This window comes from Allorhizobium pseudoryzae, from assembly GCF_011046245.1.
GTDB classification, from domain to species: domain Bacteria; phylum Pseudomonadota; class Alphaproteobacteria; order Rhizobiales; family Rhizobiaceae; genus Neorhizobium; species Neorhizobium pseudoryzae.
On sequence record NZ_CP049244.1, the window covers coordinates 1142919 to 1169168 of the forward strand.

A 26250-nucleotide genomic window follows, 5' to 3' on the forward strand; every position below is an offset into this window, starting at 1 on the left:
ACGAGTGCCCGCCCATGCGTGATCCCTACCGTAATCCCTTCCCCGAAAGTGATGCCGCCCGCCACGCCATCTGGGACATGCTGGTGACGCGCGACATCGACGCCTTCCTCGCCGCCGACTGGGGCATGGTGGAAGGCGACTTCATCGAGGATGGTTTTCTGGGCATTTCCGGCAACCGCGATCCCAACCCGGACAAATGGAGCCTCGCCTTTCCGACGCTTGCCGCCTACCGCGACGAATGGCTCTCCCAGGCACGCGATTTTCAGTCCCAGCCCTATGGCGAGGACCCGCGCAACGCGATCTTCACCACCACCCGGCTGGAAGAGATCGAGATTGCCGGCGACACCGCGCTGGTGCGCAAAAAATTCGACGGCGGCATCATGAAGCGCGACGGCACGCTGGACGTCATGAAGTGGCAGACGCTCTATTACTGCCGCCTCAACGAGGGGCGCTGGAAGATATCCGGCTTCACCGGTTACCTGCCGAACCCGATGGGCTGAGCGCCCCTTCCGACCAGACGAAAGCAGACCCGCCTTGCGCATTTTCACCGCCGCCCTTGCCACCGAAACCAACACGTTCTCGCCGATCTGCATCGACCGCCGCGCCTTCGAGGAATCGCTCTACGCGCCGCCGGGCGAGCATCCGGAGACGCCGACGCTCTGCACCGCGCCAATCACCGTCGGCCGCAAGGTGTGCCGGGAGAAGGGCTGGACGCTGATCGAGGGCACCGCCGCCTGGGCAGATCCCGCCGGCCTCATCAACCGTCAGGCCTATGAAAGCCTGCGCGACGAGATCCTCGACCAGCTGAAAGCCGCGCTGCCGGTGGATGCGGTGGTGATGGGCCTGCACGGCGCCATGGTGGCGGATGGCTATCTCGATCCGGAAGGCGATCTGCTCACCCGCATCCGCGACATCGTGGGTCCCGACGTGCTCGTCTGTGCCGAACTCGATCCGCACAGCCACCTGACGGCAAAACGTGTCGCGGCGGCGAATTTCTTCGTCGTCTTCAAGGAATTTCCGCATACCGATTTCGTCGATCGTGCCGAGGATCTGTGGGCGATCGCGGTCGATACCCTGGAGGGCCGAGTTCAGCCGGTCATGTCCGTGTTCGACTGCCGCATGATCGACGTCTTTCCCACCTCGCGCGAGCCGATGCGCTCCTTCGTCGATAAACTGAAGGCGATCGAGGTAAGCGATCCGGACGTGCTGTCGCTTTCCGTCATCCACGGCTTCATGGCCGGCGATGTGCCGGAGATGGGCACGAAGACGATTGCCATCACGAATGGCAAGCGGGAAAAGGGCGAACAGCTGGCGCAAAGCCTCGGCCTCGAGCTTTATGCCAAGCGCGGCACCTTCATGATGCCCTCGATCGATGAGAAACAAGCCGTCTCGCAGGCGCTCGGTCTCGTCCGCTCCGGCGCAAGCGGTCCGGTCGTGATTGCCGATATGTGGGACAATCCGGGCGGCGGCACGGCGGGGGATGCGACCGTCATCCTCGAAGAACTGCTCGCCCGCGGTGCCACCCATGTCGCCGTCGGCATGATCTGGGATCCGATTGCCGTGCAGATCTGTTTTGCCGCGGGCGAGGGGGCGGAAATCCCCTTGCGCTTCGGTGCCAAATCCGCACCCGGCACCGGAAACCCGGTGGATGGTCTGGTGACGGTCGTCAAGCTCACGCCGAATGCCGAGATGCGGTTTGGCGATAGCATCGCCCCCTTTGGCGATGCCGCGCATATCCGGCTTTCCGGCATCGATATCATCCTCAGTTCGGTCCGGGTGCAGAGCTACGATCCCTCGCTGTTTACCGCGCTCGGGCTTGATCCGCTGGAAAAGGATATCCTGGTCATCAAGTCGACCAATCATTTTTATGCTGCCTTTTCGAAGATCGCCTCCGAAATCCTTTACTGCTCGGCCGGCACGCCCTATCCCAATCAGCCGGCGACCAATCCCTATCGGCGGGTGCGGCGCGATATCTGGCCGATCATGGCCGATCCGCATGGCATAGAGGCAGCCTGAGTGATGGACTTTGCAAGCATTCCCCCGTTGAGCCTGCCGAAGCCCGGCGACCGGCTGGAGCAGCTGTCGACGCCGCTGCCGGTGATCGACGAGGATCGGCTTGCGGCCAATATCGCCCGCGTGCAGTCCTATATGGACAGCCATAACCTCGCCTTCCGCCCGCATATCAAGACGCACAAGATCCCGGCGCTCGCGAAAGCCCAGGTCGAGGCCGGCGCCAAGGGCATCAACTGCCAGAAGATCACCGAGGCGGAAGTCTTTGCCGCAGCCGGCTTCGATGACATCCTGATCACCTTCAACATCTTGGGCGAAGACAAGCTCGCCCGACTGGCGGCGCTGAACGAGCGCATCGCCGGCCTGAAGGTGGTGGCGGACAGCATCGTCACGGTCACCGGCCTTGCCGCCTTCTTCACGGGCAGAAAGCCGCTCACCGTGCTGGTGGAATGCGATACCGGCGGCGGGCGCTGCGGCGTGCAGAGCCCGGATGAAGCGGCAGCGCTCGCCCGCAGCATCGTCGCCAGCAAAAGCCTCACCTTCGGCGGGTTGATGACCTATCCGAAGGCGCACACGGAAGCGGCGGTCGATCACTTCTTCCTCGCGGCCATGGCCTATCTCGCAGTCGATGGCATCGATTGCCCGATCCGCTCGAATGGCGGCACGCCCAGCCTCTTTTCCGCCCATCTGGTGCCGAACGCCACGGAACACCGGGCTGGCACCTATATCTATAACGACCGCGCCATGGTGCGCGCCGGACATTGCGGGCTCGACGATTGCGCCATGCACATCCTCGCCACCGTCGTCTCGCGCCCGACGCCCGACCGCGCCGTCCTGGACGCCGGTTCGAAGGCGCTCACCTCCGACCTCCTCGGCCTTGCCGATTTCGGCCACATCGTCGAATATCCGGACGCCCGCATCACCTCGCTGTCGGAAGAACACGGCACCGTGGATCTCAGCCATGTCGAAGGCCCCCGCCCGGAGATCGGAGAACGCCTGCGCATCATTCCGAACCACACCTGCGTGGTCTCCAACCTCTTCGACACGATGACCTTTCACCGCGCAGGCGTGGTGACGCGGGTGGAAGAGGTTGCCGCACGCGGACTGGTGTGGTGAGGCGGCAGGTGGTTTGAGGGCGGCTTCACGCCGTCTCTCTCTCCAGCACCGAACGCCGATCTCGCATCCTGCCTCATCGGCAAGGTCGAAGGACGTCGCGCCATAGACGTCGGATCGGGCGTCTCGTTGGACTTTTTCGAAGCGGCGCCTATGTCTCGTCAAAAGTGGCAGGATCAGGGCACGAAGACGTGCCTCCCTGATCCGCCGGTACGAGCGTAGGAGGACACATCCGAGCGATGAAAAGCTTTGTCATCAACCCCCCGGTGTTTTACGGATCCATCATTCTCATTGGCCTGTTTCTGGCCGTCGGCGTGGTGATCCCTGGTCAGGCGGGCGCTCTTTTTGGCGCCATGCAGGCCTCGATCCTGGGTGCGTTCGGCTGGTTCTACCTGCTTTCGGTCGGCATCTTCCTCGTATCGGTGCTGTTGCTCTGTTTCGGCCGCTTCGGACAGCTCAAACTTGGTCCGGACGATTCTGTTCCTGATTTCCGCTTCGTGTCCTGGATCGCCATGCTGTTTGCCGCTGGCATGGGGATCGGACTGATGTTCTATGCCGTCGGCGAACCGATGACGCATTTCATGGCGCCGCCGACTGCCGAGCCGCGCTCGGTCGCAGCCATGCGGGAGGCAATGACCGTCACCTTTTTCCATTGGGGAATTCATGCCTGGGCAATCTATGCCGTGGTCGGCCTGTCGCTTGCCTATTTCGGCTATCGCTATAACCTGCCGCTGACGATCCGTTCCGGCCTCTATCCGCTGCTCAAGAGCCGTATCGACGGTCCGATCGGTCACGCGGTGGATATTTTCGCGATTGTCGGCACCATGTTCGGCATTGCCACGTCGCTCGGTGTCGGCGTCTCGCAGATCAATGCGGGTCTCAACCATCTCCTCGGCGTCCCGATCGGCGTCGCCGTGCAGTTGCCGTTGATCGCCGTCGTCACCGCCATGGCGACCGTCTCGGTCGTGACCGGCCTCGACAAGGGCGTCCGCATCCTGTCGGAAACCAACCTGATCGTTGCCATCCTGTTGATGATCTTCGTTCTCGTGATTGGCCCGACCAGCCAGTTGTTCCGGGATTTCGTACAGAACCTTGGTCTCTATTTCGACACGCTCGTGCTTCGCACCTTCAACATCTACGCCTATGAACCGACCCCCTGGGTGGATGCCTGGACCCTGTTCTACTGGGCCTGGTGGATCTCTTGGTCGCCCTTTGTCGGCATGTTCATCGCCCGCATTTCCCGCGGCAGAACCGTTCGTGAATTTGTCGTCGCCGTCCTGTTCATTCCCGCCGGCTTCACCTTCTTCTGGATGACGGTGTTCGGCAATACGGCGATGTTCATTGATACCGGCATCGCCAACGGTGCCCTGGGTACGGCGATCGAGAATGACGTGTCAGTCGGGCTGTTCCGGTTCTTCGAGTATCTGCCGCTGCCGGCCATTACCTCGACACTCGTGGTTCTGCTGGTCTCGATCTTCTTCATTACCTCGGCGGATTCGGGTGCGCTGGTCGTGGATTCCATTGCAGCCGGCGGGGAAACGAAAACGACAACAGGACAGCGGGTGTTCTGGTGCGTTATGGAAGGATTCGTCGCGGGCTGCCTGCTGCTCGCCGGTGGCCTGACGGCGCTGCAATCGGCCACGGTCGCGAGCGCCTTGCCGTTTGCCGTGATCATGCTCGGTCTCGTCGTGTCGCTGTATCTGGGCATGCGAGAGGATTTTGCGCAGCGCGATGCGCACCACGGCAACAACGTGCCGGCCGCCCAGCCGGCATCCGGCCAGACCTGGCAGCGGAGACTGGCTCTGATCCTCAGCACCGCCACTGAAGCCGATGCGCGCCGTTTCATCGACACGCATGTCCGCCCAGCCCTTCATCAGGTGGCGCAGGAGTTGACCTCCAGGGGACGGCATGCCCAGGTGGTCGATGAAGCGGATGGCGCGGTTGTCCTGCGCTCACCCGCGGAAGACGTCCGTGACTTTGTCTACGGTGTCACACCCACAAAGCAGCGCGTCGCGAGCTTTACGCCCTTGCGGGCCGGAGAGCCTGAGTTTCGCTTTGAGGCGCGCACCTATTTCTCAAGCGGCAATCGCGGCTATGACGTGATGGGCATGTCACGCGATCAGCTCATCAGCGACGTGCTGGCGCAGTTCGAACGCTATCTCCACCTGGTGCATTCGCCCGACTTCCAACTCGTCCACAGTGCTCCGGAACATCCATCGGGCATATAGCGGGCAGGGGCTGGATTGCCGAAGTGCAGTCCACGCCCCCGCGTGCCCCTCTACCCTGCCTGAATTACCGGGATGAGCCACGGGCCTCACCCGACGACATCAGGCGCTCTCGCTCAGGCCCCCCGTGCCTCATCACGGAAGAGCCTCATGCCGCCTCGCGAATGGTCACAACGATCTGTTTGCCAAGCACACGCAAGGCATCCTGAATCAGGCCGAGCTTGGTGCCATGATCGGGGTCGAGAATCCGGCGGGCTTCCGTCTCGCGCTTTCCGAGCCGCCGGGCGAGTTCGGTCTTGCTGATGCCGGAAGTCTTGAAGGCGGAGATGACGGCAAGTTTCAGGGCATCCTCGGCATCCACACTGATGGGCGTGCCAGTGCTTGTTGCCGGTTGCGGCAGGTCTCGGTCCTCTGCGAGATAACCCCGCAGGGCAAGTCCCAGCGCTTCCGAGCCGGAGCGCAGGGCGTCCGGCCAGTCGGCGCCATGGGTGATGGCTTCGGGCACATCCGGAAAGGTCACCAGCCATCCGCCATCCGGATCTTCGATGATCTCTGCATGATAGACGAATTCCATGGGTCAATCCCTTGCGCTGCCTAAGGTCTTGCCTGAGAGGCTGGACTTCATTCGATTCCCAACTGTTTCTTGATCAGCCGCACATAGCCGGGCGTCAACTCGCCGGACTTGATGGTCGTCTTGCGTCCGTCATACTCTACGCGGTAGCGAGCCTTTGCCCTCGTTCTCGAAGATGGTGAAGGTCACGCCGTTCAATTTGGCGATCTTCCGTAGCTCCTGGAGAAGCTGCTCGCGCTTCATGCTCTCGCATCCTCCAGTGGTGCACGCCGGATTTTATGCACCTTCTCGCAATGTGGCGGCTGCCGGATAGTGTCGCACAATTTTGTGCGTTTTCAAGTGGCTTATATATTCGTCTCTCTGGCCAGCAAAGTCCGCCAGTTCCTTACCACGAGCGAGAAGGGGTATCCCCTTGGGAGAGCCCCCCTCTGCCCTGCCGGGCATCTCCCCCACACGGGGGGAGATGCCCGGCACGCTAACAGCGACCGTCGAAGGATAAAGACCCCTCCCCATCGTGCCCACAAGGGGGAGGGCTTTAACCCAGCCGACCCGCCTACGCAGATCGAAGCACCGGCGGTCGCCGCCTGCGGTCTCCCCCCTTGTGGGGGAGATGGCGGCAGCCAGAGGGGGTGTTTTGCCAAAGCGCCGATTTTGTCAACCCGCTGTTCCACCTCATCTTTCCGCAGCCCCTCGGCTCACACCCGAGCACGACGACAAAAAAATTGCCCCCGCAATTTCCCCACCCCCTACACCATGCCTACAATTCTCTCGTCTCGCAGCGGATACACCGGCAGGCGTGCCGGCGATGCGGGGCCGGTTCGGGTCATGGGGACAAGACGCAAAGCCTCATGATCCGGGTCCGCCAACAGGGTCCCCCTCCGGCGACCGGGTGGAGGCAATGCGCGTCGGACGTCAGCGCAGTGTCTCCAGAGTTCCCAGCGCAGCGCGCCGGACGTGCCTCATGTGGCACACAAGGGGGTGGAGGTCGAAGGGCGCATCGCCCGTTGTCCGCCCGCGTCGTCCGATGAGGAATGACGCCGGGAACGGCGATGGCAAACGTCACCCGCCCATCCATCCAGTCAGAGGGACCAAACCGGCGGATAAAAATGCCGAACGGGGCGCTGAGAGGTGTCACCTATAAAAATTACTTACGAGGCAGCTTTCAGCGCCCCGGCCGACTGAACCATCCCCACGGGCGCATTGGCGCCGCGTGGGTGGTCGTGTTGGCCGTGCGTTTCTGGGCTGCGTCACCCGCGGCGGTGGCCGGGCAGGCGCGGCAGGAGCACCGTCAAAAGGCCGAGCAGCGGCAGGTAGGAGCAGAGATTGTAGACGAACTCGATGCCGTGCCGGTCGGCAAAAAGGCCGAGCACGGCGGCGCCGATGCCGCCGAAGCCGAAGGCAAAGCCGAAGAACAGGCCGGCGATCATGCCCACACGCCCCGGCACAAGTTCCTGGGCAAAGACAACGATGGCGGAAAAGGCCGAGGAGAAGATGAAGCCGATTACCACCACCAGAACGGAGGTCCAGAACAGGTTGGCATAGGGCAGCGGCAGGGCGAACGGAATGACGCCGAGGATCGAGAACCAGATGACGCTGCGCGAGCCGAAGCGGTCGCCGATCGGCCCGCCGAAGAAGACGCCGGCGGCGGAGGCGCCGAGGAAGAGGAAGAGCAGGATCTGCGCCTCTTGCACATCCACGCCGAACTTGTGGATCGTGTAGAAGGTGAAATAGCTGGAGAGGCTGGCGAGATAGGCGTTTTTCGTCGCCACCAGGATGACGAGGATAATGAGCGTCATCGCCACCTGCCGGCCTGGAAGCGGCAGCGTGCGGCTCGGCTGCGGCCGGCCAGCGGTCGAACGGCGGTGGCGCATGTACCAGACACTGACGCCGGAGAGAACTGCGAAGCCCAGAAGAGCGATCAGCGAGAACCAGCTAAGGATGGACTGGCCATGCGGAATGACGATGAACGCGGCGAGCAGCGGGCCGATCGCGGTTCCGGTATTGCCGCCCACCTGGAAGAAGGATTGCGCCAGGCCGTGGCGACCGCCGGAGGCAAGCCGGGCGACGCGCGAGGCTTCCGGGTGAAAGATCGCCGAACCGATACCAATCAGGCAGGCGCCGAGCACGAGCACGGAAAAGTGGTGGGCGAAGGCAAGGGTGATCAGCCCGGCGCAGGTCGACAGCATCGCCGCCGGCAAAGAGAAGGGCATCGGCCAGCGGTCGGTGATGACGCCGACGGCCGGCTGCAAGAGCGAGGCCGTCACCTGGAAGGCAAAGGTCAAAAGCCCGATCTGGACGAAATCGAGCGCGTAGTTTTCCTTGAGTAGCGGGTAGAGCGAGGTCAGCAGCGACTGCATAATGTCGTTCAGCATATGGCAGAAGCTGGCGGCAAAAATGATGGTAAAGGCGGTCCGTTCGACCGGGTGCCCCGTGGCGGCTATCGTGGCCATCCTTGTGTTCCTCGTCTTGTCTGTTTTTCGCCGTGGCGCAAAAGCCCAGCCGATTTTGCATTTGTCATATTCGGCTTGTGGCTGGCCCGCATTTGTGTTGTGGTCGATTTCTTTCGTGAGTGGGCCAAATGCGGATTGTCGATCTCACCACATCGGATGGAGATGCCGAACAGGCGTTTCACCGGCAGAGCCTCGACTGGGTGGAACAGGCGAATGAACCAGTCGTGGCGCTGGCGCGCACCTATCCGGCGGGTCTGGCCGTGCCGCGCCATTCGCATTCGCGCACCCAACTCTGGTTTGCCAGCCGCGGAATCGTGCTGGTCGCGACGGGGGATCGGCGCTGGATGATCCCGCCCGGCCATGCGCTGATCATTCCCGCCGCAACCGAGCATTCGGCGGAAATGATGAGCCCGGTCACCATGCAGTCTGTCTATGTGGATCTGCCGGAGGACGTGGCCGGCCAGCCGCGGGTGGTGGAGGTCACAGCCTTGGCGCAGACCCTGATCGGCGAGCTGGTGGCGGCGGACGTGCGACCGATGACGGAGCGGCGGCTGGCGCTGGTCAGCGAACTGCTGCTCGACGAGTTTCCGCATCTGCCCGTCCGGCCGCTGGGGCTGCCGTTTCCCACCGATCGGCGGCTTGCCAGGCTCTGCCGGGAATTCTTGAAGGCGCCGTCGGCGCGCACCAGCATCGATGAATGGGCAAGAAAGCTTGGGCTCGCGCGGCGCTCCTTCACCCGGCTTTTCCGGGCGGAAACCGGCATCAGCTTCGTCACCTGGCGCCAGCAGGCCTGCCTGCTCGCCTCGCTTCCGCGGCTGGCGGAAGGCGAACCGGTGACGACGGTGGCGCTCGATGCCGGTTACGACAACATCGCCGCTTTCTCCACCATGTTCCGGCGCATGCTCGGCAGGCCGCCGAGCACCTATCTGAAACCCGCTTCGTCCTGACCCAGGCGAGGCGGGCGGGGACACGGTCAGGCGGCGGAGACCGCCGGGGTCTCCAGCGTCTGCCAGTCCACCCGCCGTTCGAGCGCCTGGCCCTTGCCGTCGAACAGATGGCAGTCGCCGGCGCGGATCCCGGTCGACATCGGCGTGTTGACCCGGACGGGTGCGGATCCCGGCAGGAGCGCGCAATAATTCTCGCCGGTGGGCAGTGCGGCATAGGCGACCGTATTGACGCCGAGGCGTTCGATCACCGAGGGCGTGACCGTGACGGTCAGATCGCCGCTTCCCAGCGTCAGGTGTTCGGGGCGGATGCCGAGCGTCAGCGTCTGGCCGACGAGATCCTCACGAGAGGCGACCGGCAGCGTCACGCTTTCTCCGGCATAGGAGACCGTCACACCGCGTTCATCGGCGGCAGTGCAGGTGACCGGCATGAAATTCATCTTCGGATTGCCGATGAAACCGGCAACGAACAGGTTCTGCGGCTTGTGATAGAGCTCGAGCGGCGCGCCCACCTGGGCAATCTCGCCGGCATTCAGCACCACGATCCGATCGGCCATGGTCATCGCCTCCACCTGGTCGTGGGTGACGTAGATCATCGTGGCCTTCAGGTCCTGGTGCAGCTTGGAGAGCTCGATACGCATGTCGGCGCGCAATGCTGCGTCGAGGTTCGACAGCGGTTCGTCGAACAGGAAGATTTTCGGCTCGCGCACGATCGCCCGGCCGATCGCCACACGCTGGCGCTGGCCGCCGGAGAGCATGCCGGGCTTCTGCTGCAGGCGCTTGTCGAGCTGCAGGATCTTGGCCACCGCCTCGACCTTCTCGCGGATCGTCTCTTCCGCAAGCCGTTCGACGCGCAGCGGAAAGGCGATGTTTTCGAACACCGTCATGTGCGGATAAAGCGCATAGGACTGGAAGACCATGGCAATGCCGCGCTGGACCGGCGGCTTGTCGTTGACGCGCACGCCATCGATCAGGATGTCGCCGGTGCTGGTCGAATCGAGCCCCGCGATCATGCGCAGCAGGGTGGACTTGCCGCAGCCGGAGGGGCCGACGAAGACGACGAATTCGCCTTCCTTCACCTCAAGGCCAATGCTTTTCAGGACTTCGAAGTCGCCGTAGAACTTCTGGATCTTATCGAGTTTGAGCTGTCCCAAGATATCTTCTCCGTTCGCCGGAACGAGCGGCCTTTCGCGAAAGCAGGGAAGGGAAAAGGCGTGGGGGTTGCGAGGGGTGACGCAACCCCACGCCCTTGTCCTCAAATGTTACTTGTACTGCTCCAGATCGGCGGCCGCTTTCTTCAGCGCGGCTTCCGGTTCAGCCTTGCCGGTGACGACCGACTGGACCATCTCGATCACGACGTTCTGGAAGCCCTTGTAGTCCTTGAAGAGCGGCTCAGGACCACCATAGGTGATGCCGTTGATCAGCGGCTTCCAGAAGGGGTCCTTGGCGACGAAGGCATCGACCTGCGCGGAGGGGCGCAGCGGCGTGAGGCCGGCATCGCCCTGCAGTTCGTATTCGCCTTGCGGGCCGGGCGAAGTGATGAACTTGGCAAATTCGATCGCCTTTTCCTCGACGCCGGAACCCTTGAACACGGCCAGGCTGTCGGTGATCAGAAGCGTGCCTTCACCCTTGGCGGACGGGCCGAGCGGCAGCGGTGCGATGCCCCAGTTGATGTTGGTCTTCTTCAGGCGCGAGGCAGCCCCCGAACCGGACTGGATCATGCCGACCTTGCCGTCGAGGAAGATGGCGCGGATTTCGTTCTGCTCGTAGGCGGTGGCACCTTCGACGGAATAGGGCGTGATGTCCTTGTAGGCCTTCAGCGCCGCCAGAACTTCAGGGCTGTCGGCAACGATCTTGTCGCCGTCGATCAGCTTGCCATTGTTGGTATACACCCAGTGCATGAACTGGTGCATGGTGTTGTCGAAGGTCTTGGCCGGCAGGCCGTAACCGGCAATGCCGGTCTTTTCCTTGATCTGCTTGGCAAAGGCGATTTCTTCCGCCCAGGTCTTCGGCGGGGTTTCCGGGTCAAGGCCGGCCTGCTTGAACAGGTCCTTGTTCCAGTAGAGCGCCTTGGTGGAGAACGCCACCGGCACGCCCCACTGGGTGCCGTCGAAGGTCACGGTATCGACGATGTTCGGATAATAGGTCTTCTTTTCGGCATCCGTCATCGGAACCGGAACGATCAGATCGTTTTCGGCGAATTCCTTCAGCGTGCGCGAACCGACATAGGCCATGGCGACCGGCGTGCCGGCGGCGGCCAGCGTGGTGGCCTTGTCCTGGCACTGCGCCCAGCCAACAACTTCCGGCGTGACCTTCCAGCCGGCGTTCTTGCCTTCCCATTCCTTGATGTATTTCTCGTGGATCGGGTCGATCTTGTCGCCGCAATAGATCCAGGAGATTTCCTTGTCGGCGGCATGCGCCGCCATGGCGCTCAGCATGGTGGTGCCGACGAGCGCTGCTGCATAGATCCCAGTCTTGATGGAAAGTGTCACGGTTATGCTCCCATTCTTAGAGGTTGTTTATTGTTTCACCGCGCCGGCGGTCAGGCCGCTGACGAGATAGCGTTGCAGGAAGAAGATCACGATCATGGCCGGCGCGATGCCGACGAAGCTCGCCGCCATCAACTCGTTCCAGACCACTTCCTGGCGGCCGAAATAGGCAAACAGCCCGACCGGCAAAGGCATGTATTCGCTCTTGGCATTGAAGGTCAGCGCGAAGATGAACTGCTGCGCGTAGGAGCCGATGAAGGTGGTGATGGCGACCACCGTGATGCCCGGCATGGCGATCGGCAGGATCACCCGGCGCAGCGTGTAGAAGTGGCTGGCGCCATCCACATAGGCCGCTTCATCGAGTTCGCGCGGAATGCGCATGATGTAGGTGCGCAACAGCCAGATCGCCGAGGGGATGAGGAAAGCAACGCCGGGCACGATCATGGCGAAATAGGTGTTCAGGACGCCGAGCGTGCGCATCAGCCGGAAAAGCGGGATCAGCAACACGGCGCCGGAGAACATGTTGACCGCCAGAAAGGCGGCGAGCAGCGGGCCGCGCCCCTTGAACTCGAAGCGGGCAAAGGCATAGGCCGCCGGCACCACCATGCAGAGCACGACGGTCGTCACAATCGTGGAGATGAAGAAGGAGTTGAAGATGTAGCGGGCAAAGCCCGGCACGCTCTCCCACATGGTGCGATAGGCTTCGAAGGAGCCATTTTCCGGAATGAAGCGGTAGGGCGAGGAAAACAGCTGGCTGAGCGGCTTCAGCGAAACGAGGAAACCTTCGACGAAGGGCGACAGCACGAAGGTGAGGAACACCGCGATGCCGCAATAGATGCCGACGATCTCGTACCAGCGGTACCGGTTGATCAGCTGGGCTGGCTCTTTCATTGTTTCTCTCCAGACGAAAGCCGGCTCGTGACGCGGAAGTAGCAGAGGCAGAAGATCGACAGGAAAATGCAGATCAGCACGGCGCGCGCCGCCCCTTCGCCGTACTTCTTCGAGCCGATCGCGGTGCGATAGGTGTCGATGATCATCGTCGTGGTTTCGCCGTTCGGGCCCCCCTGCGTCAGGATCCAGATGATGTCGAAGGAGTTGAAGGTCGAGATCAGCGACAGCATCGACATGGTGATCATCGAGGGAACGAGCAGCGGCAGCGTGATGCGGCGGAAGCGGTAGAAACGACCGGCGCCATCCGTCCAGGCGGCCTCATAGAGATCCTGCGGGATCGCCTGCATGGCGGCCAGCATGTAGAGCGTCACCATCGGCACGCCGATCCACACATCGGTGATGACGGTGGCCCAGAAGGCGGTGGAGCCATGCGCCAGGAACGCAACCGGGCCATCGACGATGCCAAACCGCTGCAAAAGGCCGGAAATCATGCCGAACTGGCCGTTATACATCCAGCCCCACATGAAGATGCCGATGGCCATCGGCACGATCCAGGGCGGCATGGTGAGCACCCGAAACAGCGCACGGCCGGGCACCGCGGCATTCAGCATGGTTGCGCCGAAGGTGCCGATGATCATCTTGATCGAGACCGAGAAGAAGGTCCACACGAAGGTGCGGATGATGACTTCGGCAAAGGTCTCGTTGAAGATCTTGTCGTAATTGTCCCAGCCGACCCAGTTGGTCGTCTTCTTCAGCGAGGCATCGGTGAAGGAGAGGATGAAGGTATCGATGAGCGGGTAGGCGACGATGGCGCAGACATAGAAAAAGGCTGGCGCCAGCAGGATCCAGGCAAACAGGACGGCGCTGCGTTTGGCGTGCATCTTCTCGCCTCCTCAGGCCGTCTTCGCCTGTCGCGACGGGGACGTGCCATGCAGGCAGGCATCATAACGCTCCCAGACCGGTGCCAGATCGATGACCTTCCGCTCAATGCGGGCCTCGTCCATGGCAAGTGCCAGAATGCCGGCCTCGATCGCATCGAGCGCGGAGACGGGCAGCGCTGCGCCCGTCTGAATATGCGCAAGCACATCGGCGGCCATCTGTTCGTCCGCGCCGTAATGGTGGGAGGCGGCAGACGGGGCGGAATAGGTATTGGCGATGCGTTTTTCGCTGGTATGGGCGTCGTGAACGTCAAGGAAACCACGAACGAAGTCACCTTCCGCCATGCCCTTCGCGCCGATGACGCAGAAGCGGCGGAACTCGTCCGGCACGTTCAGATTGGTGTGGAAGGTCATCGAGGCGCCAGACTCGTATTCGACGATCGCGGTCTGGTAATCGATGATGTCGCCGTCGCTGTCGAACACCTTGTCGGCGCCCATCCAGCCGCTCGGCTTGCGATGGTAGACGTCGAGATCGTTGACGCCGGCCTGCTGCGGCGCATTGCCGGGAACGAAGCTCTTGCGTCCGCCGAAACTTGCGACGAAGCGCGGGCGCGAGCCCATGACGCCGTTGTAGAGGTCGAGGTCGTGACAGCATTTCTCCAGCATGAAGCCACCGGCATAACTGCTGTAGCGGCGCCAGTCGCGCATGAAGAACGCGCCATGATAGGGAGCGATATGCTCGGACGCCTCGATTGAGGCGACATCGCCGAGAAGGCCGTTCGCCTGGGCCTCGCGCAGGTCGCGGTAGAGCGGCGAATAGCGCAGCACGAGCCCGACGAGCAGGCGGTCGTGGCCGTAGCGGTGGAGGAGCGCTGCGAGCGCAAAGCTCTCCTCGATCGAGATGACGATCGGCTTCTCGGTAAAGACTGTAAGGCCTGCTTCGAGTCCGATGCGGATGTGTTCGAGGTGAAGATGGTTCGGCGAACCGATCATCAAAAGATCAAAGGTTTCTGCGGCAATCAGCGCTTCCGGCGTCTCATAGGAACGACCGGGTGAAATGCCGGCTTCCTTCAGCCGATCCATGCCGGCAGGTGCCGGGTCCACATAACCGACGATCTCGAAATCCGGATCGATTTGGCTGAACACCTGGCCGAGATAGCCCAGGCGAAAGCCCAGCCCGATGATGGCGACCTTCATTGACGATCAATTCCCCGTTTTCGTAATTATTTTTCACAGACTGTTTCAGTTGTGCCGCCACGTCAACATGAAAAGCGGAAAGCACCCGTAATGATGAAATTCCTTTTCATGCGATCGTGCCGGGCCGATGCGAAGCCGCAGGAGGCAACCGAAGCCAGACCGATTGTTAATATCTAATACCAAACAGATGCCAATCGTCCAGCCGTCGAGCAAGATTTTGCATGAGCCTTCGCCTAAGCAATTGATAAGACGCTCTAAAAAATGAAAAGCCAAGTTTCTGCTCTTAAAGTTTTCAAAACCAATTGCGCCGATGGCCTCATATTGGTATTTTCCGCGCTCACTCGGAGGGGTCCCACGCCATGATGCTCTGCCTGCACATTGGGAAGATGCGTGCCGCGTTTGCGGCGGATGGTTCTATCCACGGCGGGCGCGTGGGTTGCTCATGAACGAAAATGCGCTTCCCCTGTCGCAATTGCAGGCGGTCCGTGGCGGGCCCCTGTATGTGAAACTGAAGAAGATGATCGAACAGGCCATGTCGGACGGACGTCTGAAGCATGGCGATGCTTTGCCGGCGGAGCGCGACATCGCCGATGCCGCGGCTATCTCCCGGGTGACCGTGCGCAAGGCGATCGATGAACTGGTGGATGAGGGGCTCCTGGTGCGCCGACGCGGATCTGGAACCTTCGTCGTCAAACCGGTCCCCCGCATGCAGCAACCGCTGACGCGCCTGACCTCGTTTTCCGAGGACATGCGTCGGCGCGGCATGGTGGCAGGCTCCCGCTGGCTGGGCCGCGGCCTGTTTCATCCGACGCCGGAGGAGACGATGACGCTTGGTCTCTCCGGGCAGGCGCGGGTCGCCAGGCTCGCGCGTCTGCGCACCGCCAACGATATGGCGATCGCGCTCGAGCGGACGAGCCTGCCGGACGACATCCTGCCCGATCCGGACGGCGTGGAGAATTCGCTCTACCAGGCGCTGCTTCAGCGCAACATTCGCCCGGTTAGGGCAAACCAGCGGATTTCCGCCGTGCTTCTCAAGGAGGACGAGTGGGAATCGCTGGGCGTGCCGCCGGGCTCGGCCGCGCTCTGCGTCCAGCGTATCGCCTATCTGGACTCCGGCCGCGTCATGGAAGTCTCGACCGCCCTTTATCGCAGCGATGCCTATGACCTCGTTGCGGAACTCACCATCGGCAGCTGATGCCGACAGCATGGAAAGGCTAAAAAGCTCATGACTTCGATCATGCGACAGGAGATCGACGAGATCCCGCATGTGGCAGCAAGACTGCTGAACGACCAGGCAAGCGCGCTGGAAGCGGCCGGCAAGGCGCTGAAGGAGCGGGACCCGGCGGTGGTTGTCACGATCGCCCGCGGTTCTTCCGATCATGCGGCGCATTTCCTGAAATATGCGATCGAGCTGGAGCTCGGTCTGCCGGTCGCCTCGCTCGGACCGTCGCTGGCCTCGATCTACGACACGCCGCTGCGCCTTTCGCGTGGCGCTGCCCTGGCCGTCTCGCAATCCGGTGCCAGCCCGGACATCGTGGCACTTGCCAAGGCGGCGGTCGATGGCGGGGCGCTGACGATTGCGCTCGCCAACACCGTGCCTTCGCCGCTGAGCGACGCGACGAGCCTCGCGATCAACGTCGATGCTGGCCAGGAAATCGCGGTGGCGGCAACCAAATCCTTCGTCAACTCCATCGTCGCCGGTCTCTCGATCCTCGCGCACTGGAAGGACGATGCGAGCCTGAAGCAGGCGGTCCAGGCGCTGCCGCAGCAGTTTGAACGGGCTTTGGCGCTCGACTGGAGCGGTGTCATCGACACGCTGGCGGACGCCGATTCGCTTTATATGCTCGGCCGTGGCCCGTCGCTCGCCATCGCCTCGGAAGCGGCGCTGAAATGCAAGGAGACCTGCGAACTGCATGCCGAGGCCTATTCCTCGGCAGAAGTGCTGCACGGGCCGGTGTCGCTGGTGGCTGCGTCCTTCCCGGTCATTGCCTTTGCCGCGCGCGACAAGGCGGAAGCCTCGATTGTCGCGACCGCCTCGAAGCTGGTGGAAAAGAACGCCGCCGTTTACGCAACCTCTGACCTCGCGCGAGACAAGGGGCCGGGCGGGCTTCCTTTCGTCGCGACGGGCCATCCCTTGACGGATGCGCTCTGCCTGATCATTCCCTATTACGGCATGGTGGAACAGCTCTCCCGGCGAAGAGGCTTTAATCCTGACAAACCCGCCGCGCTTCAGAAAGTGACCGTGACCCGATGAGTGAGGCTTTTGCGCTTGCCAGCCAGCGCATCTTTGATGGCGAACAGCTGTTCTATGAGCACGCCCTGCTGGTCGAGCAGGGCCGTGTGGTGGAGATCGTGCCACGCCAGGACGTGCCGGCCGGCCATGAGATCCGCGATGTGGGCGATGCGCTGGTGGCGCCGGGCTTCGTCGATCTGCAGGTAAATGGCGGCGGCGGCGTCCTGTTCAACAATGATCCGTCCGTCCGCGGGATCGAGACGATCTGCCGGGCGCATGCCGCCTATGGCACGACCTCGGTGATGGTGACGCTGATCACCGACACGCCGGAGATCCGCGACACGGCACTGGCAGCTGGCCGCAATGCGCGGGCGGCCGCAACGCCCGGTTTCCTGGGCCTGCATCTCGAAGGGCCGCATCTGTCGCTCGCCCGCAAGGGGACGCATGATCCGGATCTCATCCGGCCGATGGACGCGTCCGATCTTGCGGCTCTTTGTGCGGCATCGGGCAAATTCGGTCTGGCGCTGACCACCATTGCCCCGGAAAGCGTGACGCCGGAGCAGGTGTCGCGGTTGAAGGCGGCGGGGTATGTCGTCAGCCTCGGCCATACCGATGTCGCGGCCTCCGTGGTCGCGCCCTATGCGGAAGCCGGTGTGACCATGGTGACGCATCTCTTCAACGCGATGAGCCAGATGGGCAACCGCGAGCCGGGCGTCGTCGGCGCGGCACTCGATGACGGCCGGATTTTCTGCGGCCTGATCGCCGATGGCTTCCACGTCGATCCGGTCGCGATGCGCGTTGCGCTGCGGGCGAAGAACGGTCCGGGCCGGATCTTTCTTGTCACCGATGCCATGTCGACCATTGGCACGGACGATGATGGCTTCGCGCTGAACGGCCGGCGGGTCTTTCGTCGGGGTGGGCGCCTGACGCTGGCGGATGGCACCCTGGCGGGGGCGGATATCGACATGCTCTCCTGCGTGCGCTTCACCCATGAGCGGCTGGGTCTTTCGCTCGTCGAGGCCCTCCGGATGGCCTCGCGCTATCCGGCAGAGGCGATCGGCGCCGAGACGAAAGGCATGCTCAAACCTGGTTTCGACGCGGACATGGTGGTGCTGGACGGCGCGCTGGACCTGCATTCGACCTGGATCGGCGGTGCGGTGGTGGCGGGACGCGGCCTGGCGGACTGGGGGCCGCGGCATCGGTCGATGGCTCGCGCGGTGGCGTCATGATCGTCTGCTTCGATATCGGCGGCACGGCGATCAAGGGCGCGCTCGCCTATGCGGTGGACGATGTGCGGCCCGTGCCGCGCCAGCCGACGCCGATCCACGATTTCGCAGCCTTCGTGTCCGTGCTGCAAGCGGTGATCGACCAAGCGGGCCAACGGCCCGAACGGGTTGCTCTGTCGATTGCCGGCATCATCGATCCGGACACAGGCCGGGCCGTGGTCGCCAATGTGCCGTGCATTCACGGCCGGCCGCTCCGGCAGGATCTGGAGGCCGCCCTTGGCTTGCCGGTTCTCGTTGCCAATGATGCGGATTGTTTCGTGCTGGCCGAAGCCGGTGTCGGTGCAGGCTGCGGCCATCGCGTGGTGTTCGGCGTGATCCTCGGGACCGGCGTTGGCGGCGGGCTGGTGATTGACAGCCAGTTGATCAATCGCGAGGGCGGTTTTGCCGGCGAATGGGGGCATGGTCCTGTTGCGGCGACGCAGGCCGGCAATCCACCGGTGCAACTGCCGCGCTTCCAGTGCGGCTGCGGGCTGTCCGGCTGCATCGATGCGGTCTGCAGTGCCCGCGGGATGGAGAAGTTGCATGCGCATCTGCTCGGCACGACGCTCACCAGCGAGGAGATCGTCAGCGCCTGGCAGGCGGGCGATGCGGCCGCAAGCCGAACCATCGACGTCTACGTGGACGTGCTGACGGGGCCGCTGGCGCTGGTCGCGAATGTCACCGGCACGACGATCATTCCGGTCGGCGGCGGGCTCTCCAACGCCGAGGCGCTGCTTGTCGCCATCGACAAGGCCGTCAGGAGCCGGATCCTGCGCAAGTTCGACCGACCGCTGGTCGTGAAGGCGGAATGTTCGGTCGAGCCGGGCCTGATCGGGGCCGCGCTCCTGGGCCTCAATGCAGACTGAGCTCAGGCGGGCAAGACGCCCGCGTCGGAGCGGTCAGGAGCCTGGTGTGGCCACAAGATCGGACGGCCGCACAACGGCATAATTGAAGCGCAGGGTTTTCCCTTCGGTCGGGAACGACATGGGCATATCGACCCATCGGATCCCGGGCAACTTTACCCGAAGCCCGTAATTCGTCTCCAGCCATTCCAGCATTTCCGGGAACTTGTCCCGGCCGGTGATTTGCACGAGAAGGATCGGACGGTCCGGCAGAAGGCCGATCTGCGGCGCGAAATCGTCATAAGTCGTGGTGACAACAGGCGTGTCGCGGAACAGGAAGCGCAGATTGCCGCCGGTGCGCCAGTCCCCGGTCACGATGAGCGATGGCGCGAGCTTTTCCTCGACACGCAGCTTTTCGGCAAAGCCCTGCCAGTCGTAGTTGGAACTAGTCCGCAGGCCGAGCATTGCCATCACCGGCTGCGAGGCGATGAGGGCAACCGGAATGACCAGCATGGTGACCAGTCCGACCGGAACCAGACGCGGGACGAAACGGGCAAGGCTGACATGTTTCTGCTCCAGCCACAGGGCGATGAACAGGGGCAGGGGCAGGAAGAGCGGCAGCAACCAGCGATCGCGTATTTCCGTCAGCGTCAGGGTCGAGATGACCAGCAGCATCACCAGTGCGATCGCGGCGAAATAGGTGCGGAAGAAGCGGTACCAGTTCCGGTTCACGCCTGTGTCGATGCGTGATCTCAGCCCCACCAGAGACAGTCCGGTCAACAGCACCGGCACGCAGGCGATCACCAGGGCACCGCCGACAAAGGTGGCAAAACCGAACGCGACCTGTGACAACCGCCCGTCCGGCGCATTTTCCGCCATCCGTTTGAGCGTGATCTCCGAGGCGAGCGCGAGGTTGTCGAACAGCCACAGGGCGTGCGGCACGCACAGGATGAGCGCGATGGCGAGCGACAGAAGCAGGCGGCGGTCCAGGATGCGGGCGCGACCCTCTGGATGCGAAGCGGCCGCCGCCAGAATGGCCGGCAGAATGATCAGGCTGTTGTATTTCGACAGAAGCGCCATGCCGATACACACGCCCAAGGCCAGGTAGCCCGGCGTGCTCGGCTGGCGAAACAGGCGCGCGGTGACATAAAGGAGCATTGTCATGCTGAGCATCAGCATCGTGGTATGGGTGAGGTCGCGCTGCGCCTGCCAGAAGACCTGGGGAATGACGAACAGCAGAACGGCAGCGACAGCGACCAGCCGCCGGTCGGTGAGGACCAGTTCCGCCGTCTTGACGTAGAAAAAGAAGATCAGGAACAGGACGAGATTCTTCGCAGCCCCGATGGCGAGGAGACCTGGGCCGAAGAGCGCAAAAAAGATCTGCTGGTACCAGTTGTAGAGCGGAGGCTGTGCGTCATATCCCAGCGCAAGCCATTGCTGAAACAGCACCTGCTGCGCCTCGTCCACTCGGAGCGCCGTCGGAAGGAAGAGCCGGATCAGCGTCTGCAGGAGAAAATAGACGGCAAAGGTGATGATGAGGGTGCGCGGGCTTTCTGCAAGCACGCCGGAATAGGCCCGGAAGATCTTGCCGGCTTTGACGCTCATATCCGATCTTGCCGAAGTCACGACCGTCTGCATGCGTGGGTGTCTTTCCCCTGTTTCATCTCGTGACCGGGAGATAGGTCATGATCGCCCCTGAACCATCGGTTTTCCCGCCGATAGAGCAACTTTCGGCTGGGTCTGCTTGTCGGATCATCTCACACGCGTCTGTCGTGGGCCTTGCTTAGGATTGCGTCATTTTCGCGGTCTCTGATGGATCGTGCGCCAGCCTCCGGTCGAATCCCTATACATCGAAGCAATACTGATTAGTACTCGAATTTATCCACATTTTTGACGCGGATCAATTCAGGCTCTGCATGCCCTCGCTAACGTCGAGAGCAGGTTGAAGAGACCGGTCCGCAGTATTGGCCCCGTTCCGCAGCCGCACCCCCGGCGTCGGGATGCAGACGGCACCATACTCTTTTCATGTCAGACATGCGCCGGAGAGCGAGATGAACAATCGGATGAGAAGCCTGGCAACCGTGGCGGTGTTCGCCCTTCTGGCTGGCGGCGGCTACTATGCCTGGACAACCTATGGCGCCGCCGGGCTGCCGGAAGGCATTGCCTCCGGCAACGGCCGCATCGAGGCGACCGAAGTGGACGTTTCCACCAAGACGGCCGGTCGCATCCGGGAGATCATGGCCGGCGAGGGCGATTTCGTCAAACCCGGGGCGGTTCTTGCCCGGATGGACACAGTGCAACTGGAAGCCCAGCATGCCCAAGCGGAAGCGACGTTGCGCCAGGCGATCATCGGCATCGACACGGCGAAAAGCCTGGTGGTGCAGCGGCAGGCGGAACGGGAGGCCGCCGCGGCGACCGTCGCGCAGCGCGAAGCCGAACTGGACGGCGCCAGCCGAAAGCTCGCCCGCACCGAACAACTGGCAACCTCGAATGTGACGAGCCAGCAGGTGCTGGATGAAGACCGGGCGGCTGCGAAGGCGGCGACGGCAACGGTTGCGGCGGCGAAGGCCCAGCTGGCCGCTTCCGAGGCCGCCATCAGTGCGGCCAAGGCGCAGGTGGTCGATGCGGAGGCCTCTGTCGAGGCGGCGCGCGCGGCGGTCGCCAGTGTCGTCGCCGATATCAATGACAGCACGCTGACCGCTGCCCGGCCGGGCCGCGTGCAATACCGCGTGGCGGAACCGGGCGAGGTGCTTTCGGCAGGCGGTCGGGTGCTCAACCTCGTGGATCTGAGCGACGTCTACATGACGTTCTTTCTGCCGACCGCCGAGGCCGGGCGGGTGGCGATCGGCAGCGAGGTGAGGCTCGTGCTGGATGCCGCCCCGCAATTCTCCATTCCGGCCCGTGTTGCGTTCGTCGCGGATGTGGCGCAGTTCACGCCAAAGACGGTTGAAACCGACGAGGAGCGTCAGAAGCTGATGTTCCGCGTCAAGGCGAAGATCCCGCAGGCGCTTCTTGAAAAGTATATCCAGCAGGTCAAGACGGGTTTGCCCGGAAGGGCCTATGTGAAACTTGACCCGCAGGCCGTCTGGCCGGCCGATCTGGCGGATGTGGTTCAATGAAAACGCCCGCGTTGGAACGGCACGGAGAGGCGGCCGAACCATTGGCGCCGGTTGTGACGCTGGCCTTTGTCAGCCTGCGCTACGGCAAGAGGGAGGCTCTGCGCGACATCAACCTCGACGTTCCTGCCGGTTGCATGGTCGGACTGATCGGCCCGGACGGTGTCGGCAAGTCCAGCCTCCTCTCGCTGATTGCAGGCGTGCATAAGATGCAGCGGGGCAAGGTCGAGGTGCTGGGCGGTGACATCGCCTCCCGCCGCCATCGTGACAATATCTGCCCGCGTATCGCCTACATGCCGCAGGGTCTCGGCAAGAACCTCTACCCGACCCTCTCCGTGACCGAGAATGTCGATTTTTTTGCCCGCCTGTTCGGCCAGGACCGGAACGAGCGACAGCGCCGTATCGATGATCTGCTGCGGCGAACGGGGCTTTCGCCCTTTCCGGATCGCCCTGCCGGAAAACTCTCCGGCGGTATGAAACAGAAGCTCGGCCTCTGCTGCGCCCTGGTGCATGATCCGGATCTGCTGATCCTGGACGAACCCACCACCGGCGTCGATCCCCTGTCGCGACGCCAGTTCTGGGAGCTGATCGACCACATCCGCAGCGACCGGCCGTGGATGAGCGTCATCGTCGCGACCGCCTATATGGAAGAGGCGGAACGGTTCGACTGGCTGGTGGCGATGGATGGCGGCCGTGTGCTGGCCACCGGCTCTCCGGCTGAACTCCTCGCCAGGACGCACACCAAGACCCTGGATGCGGCCTTCGTGGAACTGCTGCCGGAGGAAAAGCGCCAGGGGCACCAGACACTCGTCATTCCGCCGCGCGCGCTGAGCACAGGCCCGGACGACATCGCGATCGAAGCGGATAACCTGACCATGCGGTTCGGCGATTTTACCGCCGTCGACACTGTCAGCTTCCGAATCCGCAAGGGCGAGATCTTCGGGTTCCTCGGCTCGAACGGCTGCGGCAAGACGACGACGATGAAGATGCTGACGGGCCTTCTGCCGGCGACGGAAGGAACGGCGCGGCTGTTCGGCAAGCCGGTCGATCCGAAGGACATGGAGGTGCGCCGCAGGGTTGGCTATATGAGCCAGGCCTTTTCCCTCTATTCGGAACTGACGGTGCGCCAGAACCTCGATCTGCATGCGCGTCTGTTCCGCATGGAGCCCGCCCGGATCGGAGCGCGGATCGAGGAGATGCTGGCGAGGTTCGATCTGTCCGAAGTGGTCGACAGTCTGCCGGATGCCCTGCCGCTCGGCATCCGCCAGCGCCTGTCGCTGGCGGTCGCGATGATCCACGGGCCGGATATCCTGATCCTCGACGAACCGACCTCCGGTGTCGATCCGGTGGCGCGCGACGGCTTCTGGCAGATCCTTGCCGACCTGTCGCGCAAGGACAATGTGACGATCTTCGTCTCGACGCATTTCATGAACGAAGCGGAGCTGTGCGACCGCATATCCCTGATGCATGCGGGCAAGGTGCTGGTCAGCGATACGCCGAAGGCGATCGTGGACCAGCGACAGGCAGCGACCCTGGAAGAGGCCTTCATCGGCCATCTGGAGGATGCGATCGGCGATCGGCCCACCGCACCAGACGCGACGGAAAAAGTCATTGCCGAGGAACAGTCCGTGCCGCCTCCGGCGACACCAACCCGCCGTCCGCCGGTCTTCGATGTCCGGCGCATGCTCGCTTATTCGCAGCGCGAGGCGTTGGAACTGAAACGCGATCCCATCCGGGCGACGCTTGCCATCATCGGCAGCGTCATCCTGATGTTCGTCATCGGCTACGGCATCAATCTCGATGTCGACAACCTGACCTATGCGGTGCTCGACCGCGACGATACGACGGTGAGCCGCGATTACGCGCTGCAGATCGCCGGATCGCGCTACTTCATCGAGAAACCGCCGATCCGCGACTACGAGGATCTCGACCAACGCATGCGCAGCGGCGAACTCAGCCTCGCCATCGAAATCCCGCCGGGATTCGGCCGGGACATCGCGCGGGGCACAGGTCCGGTCGAGATCGCCGCCTGGATCGATGGCGCCATGCCCGCTCGCGCCGAAACGGTCCAGGGCTATGTGCAGGGCATCCACGCGGCCTGGCTGGCGCAGAAGGCGCGCGAGCTCTACGGCGATGCCGCAACCCGAGGCAAGTTCACGTTGGAAATCCGTTACCGTTACAATCCCGGCATCGAAAGCCTGATTGCCATGGTCCCGGCCGTCATTCCGCTTCTCTTGATGCTGATTCCGGCCATGCTGACGGCCCTCAGCGTGGTGCGCGAGAAGGAACTCGGCTCGATTCTCAATTTCTATGCGACCCCGGTCAGCCGACTGGAATTCCTTCTCGGCAAGCAGTTTCCCTATGTCGTGCTGGCGTTTCTCAACTACCTGATGCTGGTGGCTTTTGCCGTCTTCATCTTTCGCGTTCCGTTGACGGGCAGTTTCCTCACGCTCTCGGCCGCAGCGCTTCTGTATGTCCTCGCATCGACGACCATCGGCCTGCTGATCTCAAGCTTCATCAAGTCGCAGATCGCAGCGATTTTCGCGACGGCGCTGATCACCCTCATTCCGGCTGTCCAGTATTCCGGCATGATCGATCCCGTCTCCTCGTTGCAAGGCGCGGGCGCCATTATCGGCCGCATTTATCCGACCGCCCATTTCGTCACCATCGCCCGCGGCACCTTCTCCAAGGCGCTCGATTTCGGCGACCTTGCCGGCTCCTTCCTGCCGCTGCTCCTGGCCGTGCCCGTCCTGCTCGGGCTCGGCACCATCCTCCTCAAGAAGCAGGCGGGTTGAGCGATGCGCATTGCCAATATCATTCAGTTGGGGATCAAGGAATTATGGGGGCTGGCCCGGGATCCCGTCATGCTGATCCTGATCGCTTATTCCTTTACGCTGTCGATCTACACCGCCTCGAAGGCATTGCCCGAGAGCCTAAACAATGCGGCGATCGCCGTGGTGGACGAGGACCAGTCACCCGTCTCCTCGCGTATCGTCACGGCGTTCTATCCTCCGTATTTCGTGCCGCCGAAACTGGTTACCCAGCTTGAGATGGACCGGCGCATGGATTCGGGGCTCGATACGTTCGTCCTCGACATCCCGCCGGACTTCCAGCGTGATCTTCTGGCCGGTCGCTCTCCCGCCATCCAGCTCAACGTTGATGCAACCCGCATGACGCAGGCCTTCACTGGCGGCAATTACGTGCAGTCGATCGTCTCCGGTCAGGTCAGCGAATTCCTGGACGGCTATCGCGGCGAGAACGCACCGCCGGTGGATCTCGTCCTGCGCTCGCGCTTCAACCCGGAACTCAACAAGGGCTGGTTCGGTGCGATCAATGAGGTGATTTCGGCCGTCACCATGCTCTCGATCATCCTGACGGGCGCCGCGCTGATCCGCGAACGGGAACACGGGACGATCGAACATCTGCTTGCCATGCCCGTGACGCCCGTCGAGATCATGCTCAGCAAGATCTGGTCGATGGGGCTCGTCGTGCTGGTGGCGACGGCGATCTCCATCGTCGTCGTGGTGCAGGGGGCGCTACATGTCCCGGTGCAAGGGTCGCTGGCCCTGTTTCTGCTGGGGGCGGCCCTGCAGCTTTTTGCCACGACCTGTATCGGCATCTCGCTCGCCGTCATCGGTGGTACCATGCCGCAGTTCGGCCTGCTGCTCATCCTCGTGCTTTTGCCGCTCGACGTCCTGTGCGGGGGCATGACGCCGCGGGAAAGCATGCCGGAGATCATCCAGACCATCATGCTGATCGCGCCCAACACGCATTTCGTCATTCTGGCGCAGGCGGTGCTGTTCCGCGGTGCTGGCCTGAGCGTCGTCTGGCCGCAATTGCTTGCGCTTCTGACGATCGGCTCGGTGCTGTTTGCCTTCTCGCTGCAGCGTTTCCGCAAGTTCCTGCGATAGAGATGCGGCCCATATGCCGGCCCTTGTGAGGGCGGGGAGGCGACCCTAAGATGAACGCGAATCGGATCAGGGTTCGCGCGGAGGTGGCGCAAATGCGCGCCGCACCCGGTCCCGA

20 protein-coding genes are annotated in these 26250 nt (G+C 62.8%); 12 read left to right on the forward strand and 8 right to left on the reverse strand.

Annotated features, from left to right (window positions below; translation table 11 throughout):
• Positions 1-14 precede the first annotated feature (14 nt).
• From G6N78_RS24100 to G6N78_RS24115, 4 genes are all read left to right on the forward strand, one after another.
• Positions 15-500 (forward strand): hypothetical protein, encoded by a 486-nt coding sequence (locus tag G6N78_RS24100; RefSeq protein WP_165224980.1) that lies wholly within the window; start codon positions 15-17, stop codon positions 498-500.
• A 34-nt stretch (positions 501-534) separates the two neighbouring features.
• Positions 535-2016, forward strand: a complete 1482-nt coding sequence (locus G6N78_RS24105; RefSeq protein ID WP_165224983.1) for a M81 family metallopeptidase — start codon at positions 535-537, stop codon at positions 2014-2016.
• A gap of 3 nt (positions 2017-2019) precedes the next feature.
• The gene (locus G6N78_RS24110) at positions 2020-3126 is read left to right on the forward strand and encodes a D-TA family PLP-dependent enzyme (RefSeq protein WP_165224986.1); all 1107 of its coding nucleotides are present in this window, start codon (positions 2020-2022) and stop codon (positions 3124-3126) included.
• A gap of 236 nt (positions 3127-3362) precedes the next feature.
• The gene (locus G6N78_RS24115) at positions 3363-5351 is read left to right on the forward strand and encodes a BCCT family transporter (protein WP_165224989.1); all 1989 of its coding nucleotides are present in this window, start codon (positions 3363-3365) and stop codon (positions 5349-5351) included.
• A gap of 145 nt (positions 5352-5496) precedes the next feature.
• On the opposite strand, the gene G6N78_RS24120 is transcribed toward G6N78_RS24115, so the two are convergent.
• A complete protein-coding gene (locus G6N78_RS24120; RefSeq protein WP_165224992.1) occupies positions 5497-5922 on the reverse strand; it encodes a type II toxin-antitoxin system HicB family antitoxin in 426 nt (141 codons plus the stop codon).
• A gap of 1244 nt (positions 5923-7166) precedes the next feature.
• Entirely contained in the window at positions 7167-8369 is a 1203-nt protein-coding gene (locus G6N78_RS24130; RefSeq protein WP_165224995.1) for an MFS transporter, read from the reverse strand.
• Between the two features lie 128 nt (positions 8370-8497).
• Between G6N78_RS24130 and G6N78_RS24135 the strand changes: the two genes are divergently transcribed.
• The gene (locus G6N78_RS24135) at positions 8498-9316 is read left to right on the forward strand and encodes an AraC family transcriptional regulator (protein ID WP_165224998.1); all 819 of its coding nucleotides are present in this window, start codon (positions 8498-8500) and stop codon (positions 9314-9316) included.
• Positions 9317-9342: 26 nt separating this feature from the next.
• Here G6N78_RS24135 and G6N78_RS24140 read toward each other — a convergent pair whose 3' ends face one another.
• The 5 genes from G6N78_RS24140 to G6N78_RS24160 form a co-directional block, all read right to left on the reverse strand.
• Complete coding sequence (locus G6N78_RS24140; protein WP_165225001.1) at positions 9343-10467, reverse strand: ABC transporter ATP-binding protein; 1125 nt, start codon at positions 10465-10467, stop codon at positions 9343-9345.
• 108 nt (positions 10468-10575) lie between these two features.
• Entirely contained in the window at positions 10576-11751 is a 1176-nt protein-coding gene (locus tag G6N78_RS24145; protein WP_206531695.1) for an extracellular solute-binding protein, read from the reverse strand.
• 81 nt (positions 11752-11832) lie between these two features.
• Positions 11833-12693 (reverse strand): carbohydrate ABC transporter permease, encoded by an 861-nt coding sequence (locus tag G6N78_RS24150; protein ID WP_165225007.1) that lies wholly within the window; start codon positions 12691-12693, stop codon positions 11833-11835.
• Positions 12690-13574 (reverse strand): carbohydrate ABC transporter permease, encoded by an 885-nt coding sequence (locus G6N78_RS24155; RefSeq protein WP_165225010.1) that lies wholly within the window; start codon positions 13572-13574, stop codon positions 12690-12692. Before G6N78_RS24155 ends, G6N78_RS24150 begins: the two co-directional genes overlap by 4 nt.
• 12 nt (positions 13575-13586) lie before the next feature.
• Positions 13587-14768, reverse strand: coding sequence for a Gfo/Idh/MocA family protein (locus G6N78_RS24160; protein ID WP_165225014.1), 1182 nt, complete (start codon positions 14766-14768; stop codon positions 13587-13589).
• Positions 14769-15210: 442 nt separating this feature from the next.
• Here G6N78_RS24160 and G6N78_RS24165 point away from each other — a divergent pair, with 442 nt between their 5' ends.
• From G6N78_RS24165 to G6N78_RS24180, 4 genes are read left to right on the forward strand one after another with little or no spacing between them, the layout of a single operon-like run.
• Positions 15211-15963, forward strand: a complete 753-nt coding sequence (locus G6N78_RS24165; protein ID WP_165225017.1) for a GntR family transcriptional regulator — start codon at positions 15211-15213, stop codon at positions 15961-15963.
• 30 nt (positions 15964-15993) lie between these two features.
• Positions 15994-17022 carry an SIS domain-containing protein gene (locus G6N78_RS24170; RefSeq protein ID WP_165225020.1) on the forward strand — a complete coding sequence of 343 codons (1029 nt, stop codon included), beginning with the start codon at positions 15994-15996 and terminating at the stop codon, positions 17020-17022.
• Positions 17019-18230, forward strand: coding sequence for an N-acetylglucosamine-6-phosphate deacetylase (gene nagA / locus G6N78_RS24175; RefSeq protein WP_165225023.1), 1212 nt, complete (start codon positions 17019-17021; stop codon positions 18228-18230). Before G6N78_RS24170 ends, nagA begins: the two co-directional genes overlap by 4 nt.
• Positions 18227-19132: an ROK family protein gene (locus G6N78_RS24180; protein WP_165225026.1), complete on the forward strand. Its 906-nt coding sequence runs from the start codon at positions 18227-18229 to the stop codon at positions 19130-19132. Before nagA ends, G6N78_RS24180 begins: the two co-directional genes overlap by 4 nt.
• Before the next feature lie 33 nt (positions 19133-19165).
• On the opposite strand, the gene G6N78_RS24185 is transcribed toward G6N78_RS24180, so the two are convergent.
• Positions 19166-20713: a glycosyltransferase family 39 protein gene (locus tag G6N78_RS24185; protein ID WP_165225028.1), complete on the reverse strand. Its 1548-nt coding sequence runs from the start codon at positions 20711-20713 to the stop codon at positions 19166-19168.
• A 446-nt stretch (positions 20714-21159) separates the two neighbouring features.
• Between G6N78_RS24185 and G6N78_RS24190 the strand changes: the two genes are divergently transcribed.
• The 3 genes from G6N78_RS24190 to G6N78_RS24200 are packed head-to-tail and all read left to right on the forward strand — an operon-like array spanning position 21160 to position 26135.
• Positions 21160-22227 (forward strand): HlyD family secretion protein, encoded by a 1068-nt coding sequence (locus G6N78_RS24190; protein WP_165225031.1) that lies wholly within the window; start codon positions 21160-21162, stop codon positions 22225-22227.
• Positions 22224-25019 carry a ribosome-associated ATPase/putative transporter RbbA gene (gene rbbA / locus G6N78_RS24195; protein ID WP_165225034.1) on the forward strand — a complete coding sequence of 932 codons (2796 nt, stop codon included), beginning with the start codon at positions 22224-22226 and terminating at the stop codon, positions 25017-25019. Before G6N78_RS24190 ends, rbbA begins: the two co-directional genes overlap by 4 nt.
• Positions 25020-25022: 3 nt before the next feature.
• Positions 25023-26135 carry an ABC transporter permease gene (locus G6N78_RS24200; protein WP_165225036.1) on the forward strand — a complete coding sequence of 371 codons (1113 nt, stop codon included), beginning with the start codon at positions 25023-25025 and terminating at the stop codon, positions 26133-26135.
• The last annotated feature ends 115 nt before the right edge of the window (positions 26136-26250 follow it).

Bases quoted from the DNA above. Each gene is read 5' to 3' on its own strand.
- G6N78_RS24170 (WP_165225020.1), top strand. From the start codon at position 15,994: ATGACTTCGATCATGCGACAGGAGATCGACGAGATCCCGCATGTGGCA.
- G6N78_RS24115 (WP_165224989.1), top strand. From the start codon at position 3,363: ATGAAAAGCTTTGTCATCAACCCCCCGGTGTTTTACGGATCCATCATT.
- G6N78_RS24130 (WP_165224995.1), bottom strand. From the start codon at position 8,369: ATGGCCACGATAGCCGCCACGGGGCACCCGGTCGAACGGACCGCCTTT.
- G6N78_RS24180 (WP_165225026.1), top strand. From the start codon at position 18,227: ATGATCGTCTGCTTCGATATCGGCGGCACGGCGATCAAGGGCGCGCTC.
- G6N78_RS24100 (WP_165224980.1), top strand. From the start codon at position 15: ATGCGTGATCCCTACCGTAATCCCTTCCCCGAAAGTGATGCCGCCCGC.
- G6N78_RS24135 (WP_165224998.1), top strand. From the start codon at position 8,498: ATGCGGATTGTCGATCTCACCACATCGGATGGAGATGCCGAACAGGCG.
- G6N78_RS24185 (WP_165225028.1), bottom strand. From the start codon at position 20,713: ATGAGCGTCAAAGCCGGCAAGATCTTCCGGGCCTATTCCGGCGTGCTT.
- G6N78_RS24150 (WP_165225007.1), bottom strand. From the start codon at position 12,693: ATGAAAGAGCCAGCCCAGCTGATCAACCGGTACCGCTGGTACGAGATC.
- G6N78_RS24160 (WP_165225014.1), bottom strand. From the start codon at position 14,768: ATGAAGGTCGCCATCATCGGGCTGGGCTTTCGCCTGGGCTATCTCGGC.
- nagA (WP_165225023.1), top strand. From the start codon at position 17,019: ATGAGTGAGGCTTTTGCGCTTGCCAGCCAGCGCATCTTTGATGGCGAA.
- rbbA (WP_165225034.1), top strand. From the start codon at position 22,224: ATGAAAACGCCCGCGTTGGAACGGCACGGAGAGGCGGCCGAACCATTG.
- G6N78_RS24120 (WP_165224992.1), bottom strand. From the start codon at position 5,922: ATGGAATTCGTCTATCATGCAGAGATCATCGAAGATCCGGATGGCGGA.
- G6N78_RS24145 (WP_206531695.1), bottom strand. From the start codon at position 11,751: ATGCTGAGCGCCATGGCGGCGCATGCCGCCGACAAGGAAATCTCCTGG.
- G6N78_RS24155 (WP_165225010.1), bottom strand. From the start codon at position 13,574: ATGCACGCCAAACGCAGCGCCGTCCTGTTTGCCTGGATCCTGCTGGCG.
- G6N78_RS24190 (WP_165225031.1), top strand. From the start codon at position 21,160: ATGAACAATCGGATGAGAAGCCTGGCAACCGTGGCGGTGTTCGCCCTT.
- G6N78_RS24200 (WP_165225036.1), top strand. From the start codon at position 25,023: ATGCGCATTGCCAATATCATTCAGTTGGGGATCAAGGAATTATGGGGG.
- G6N78_RS24165 (WP_165225017.1), top strand. From the start codon at position 15,211: ATGAACGAAAATGCGCTTCCCCTGTCGCAATTGCAGGCGGTCCGTGGC.
- G6N78_RS24110 (WP_165224986.1), top strand. From the start codon at position 2,020: ATGGACTTTGCAAGCATTCCCCCGTTGAGCCTGCCGAAGCCCGGCGAC.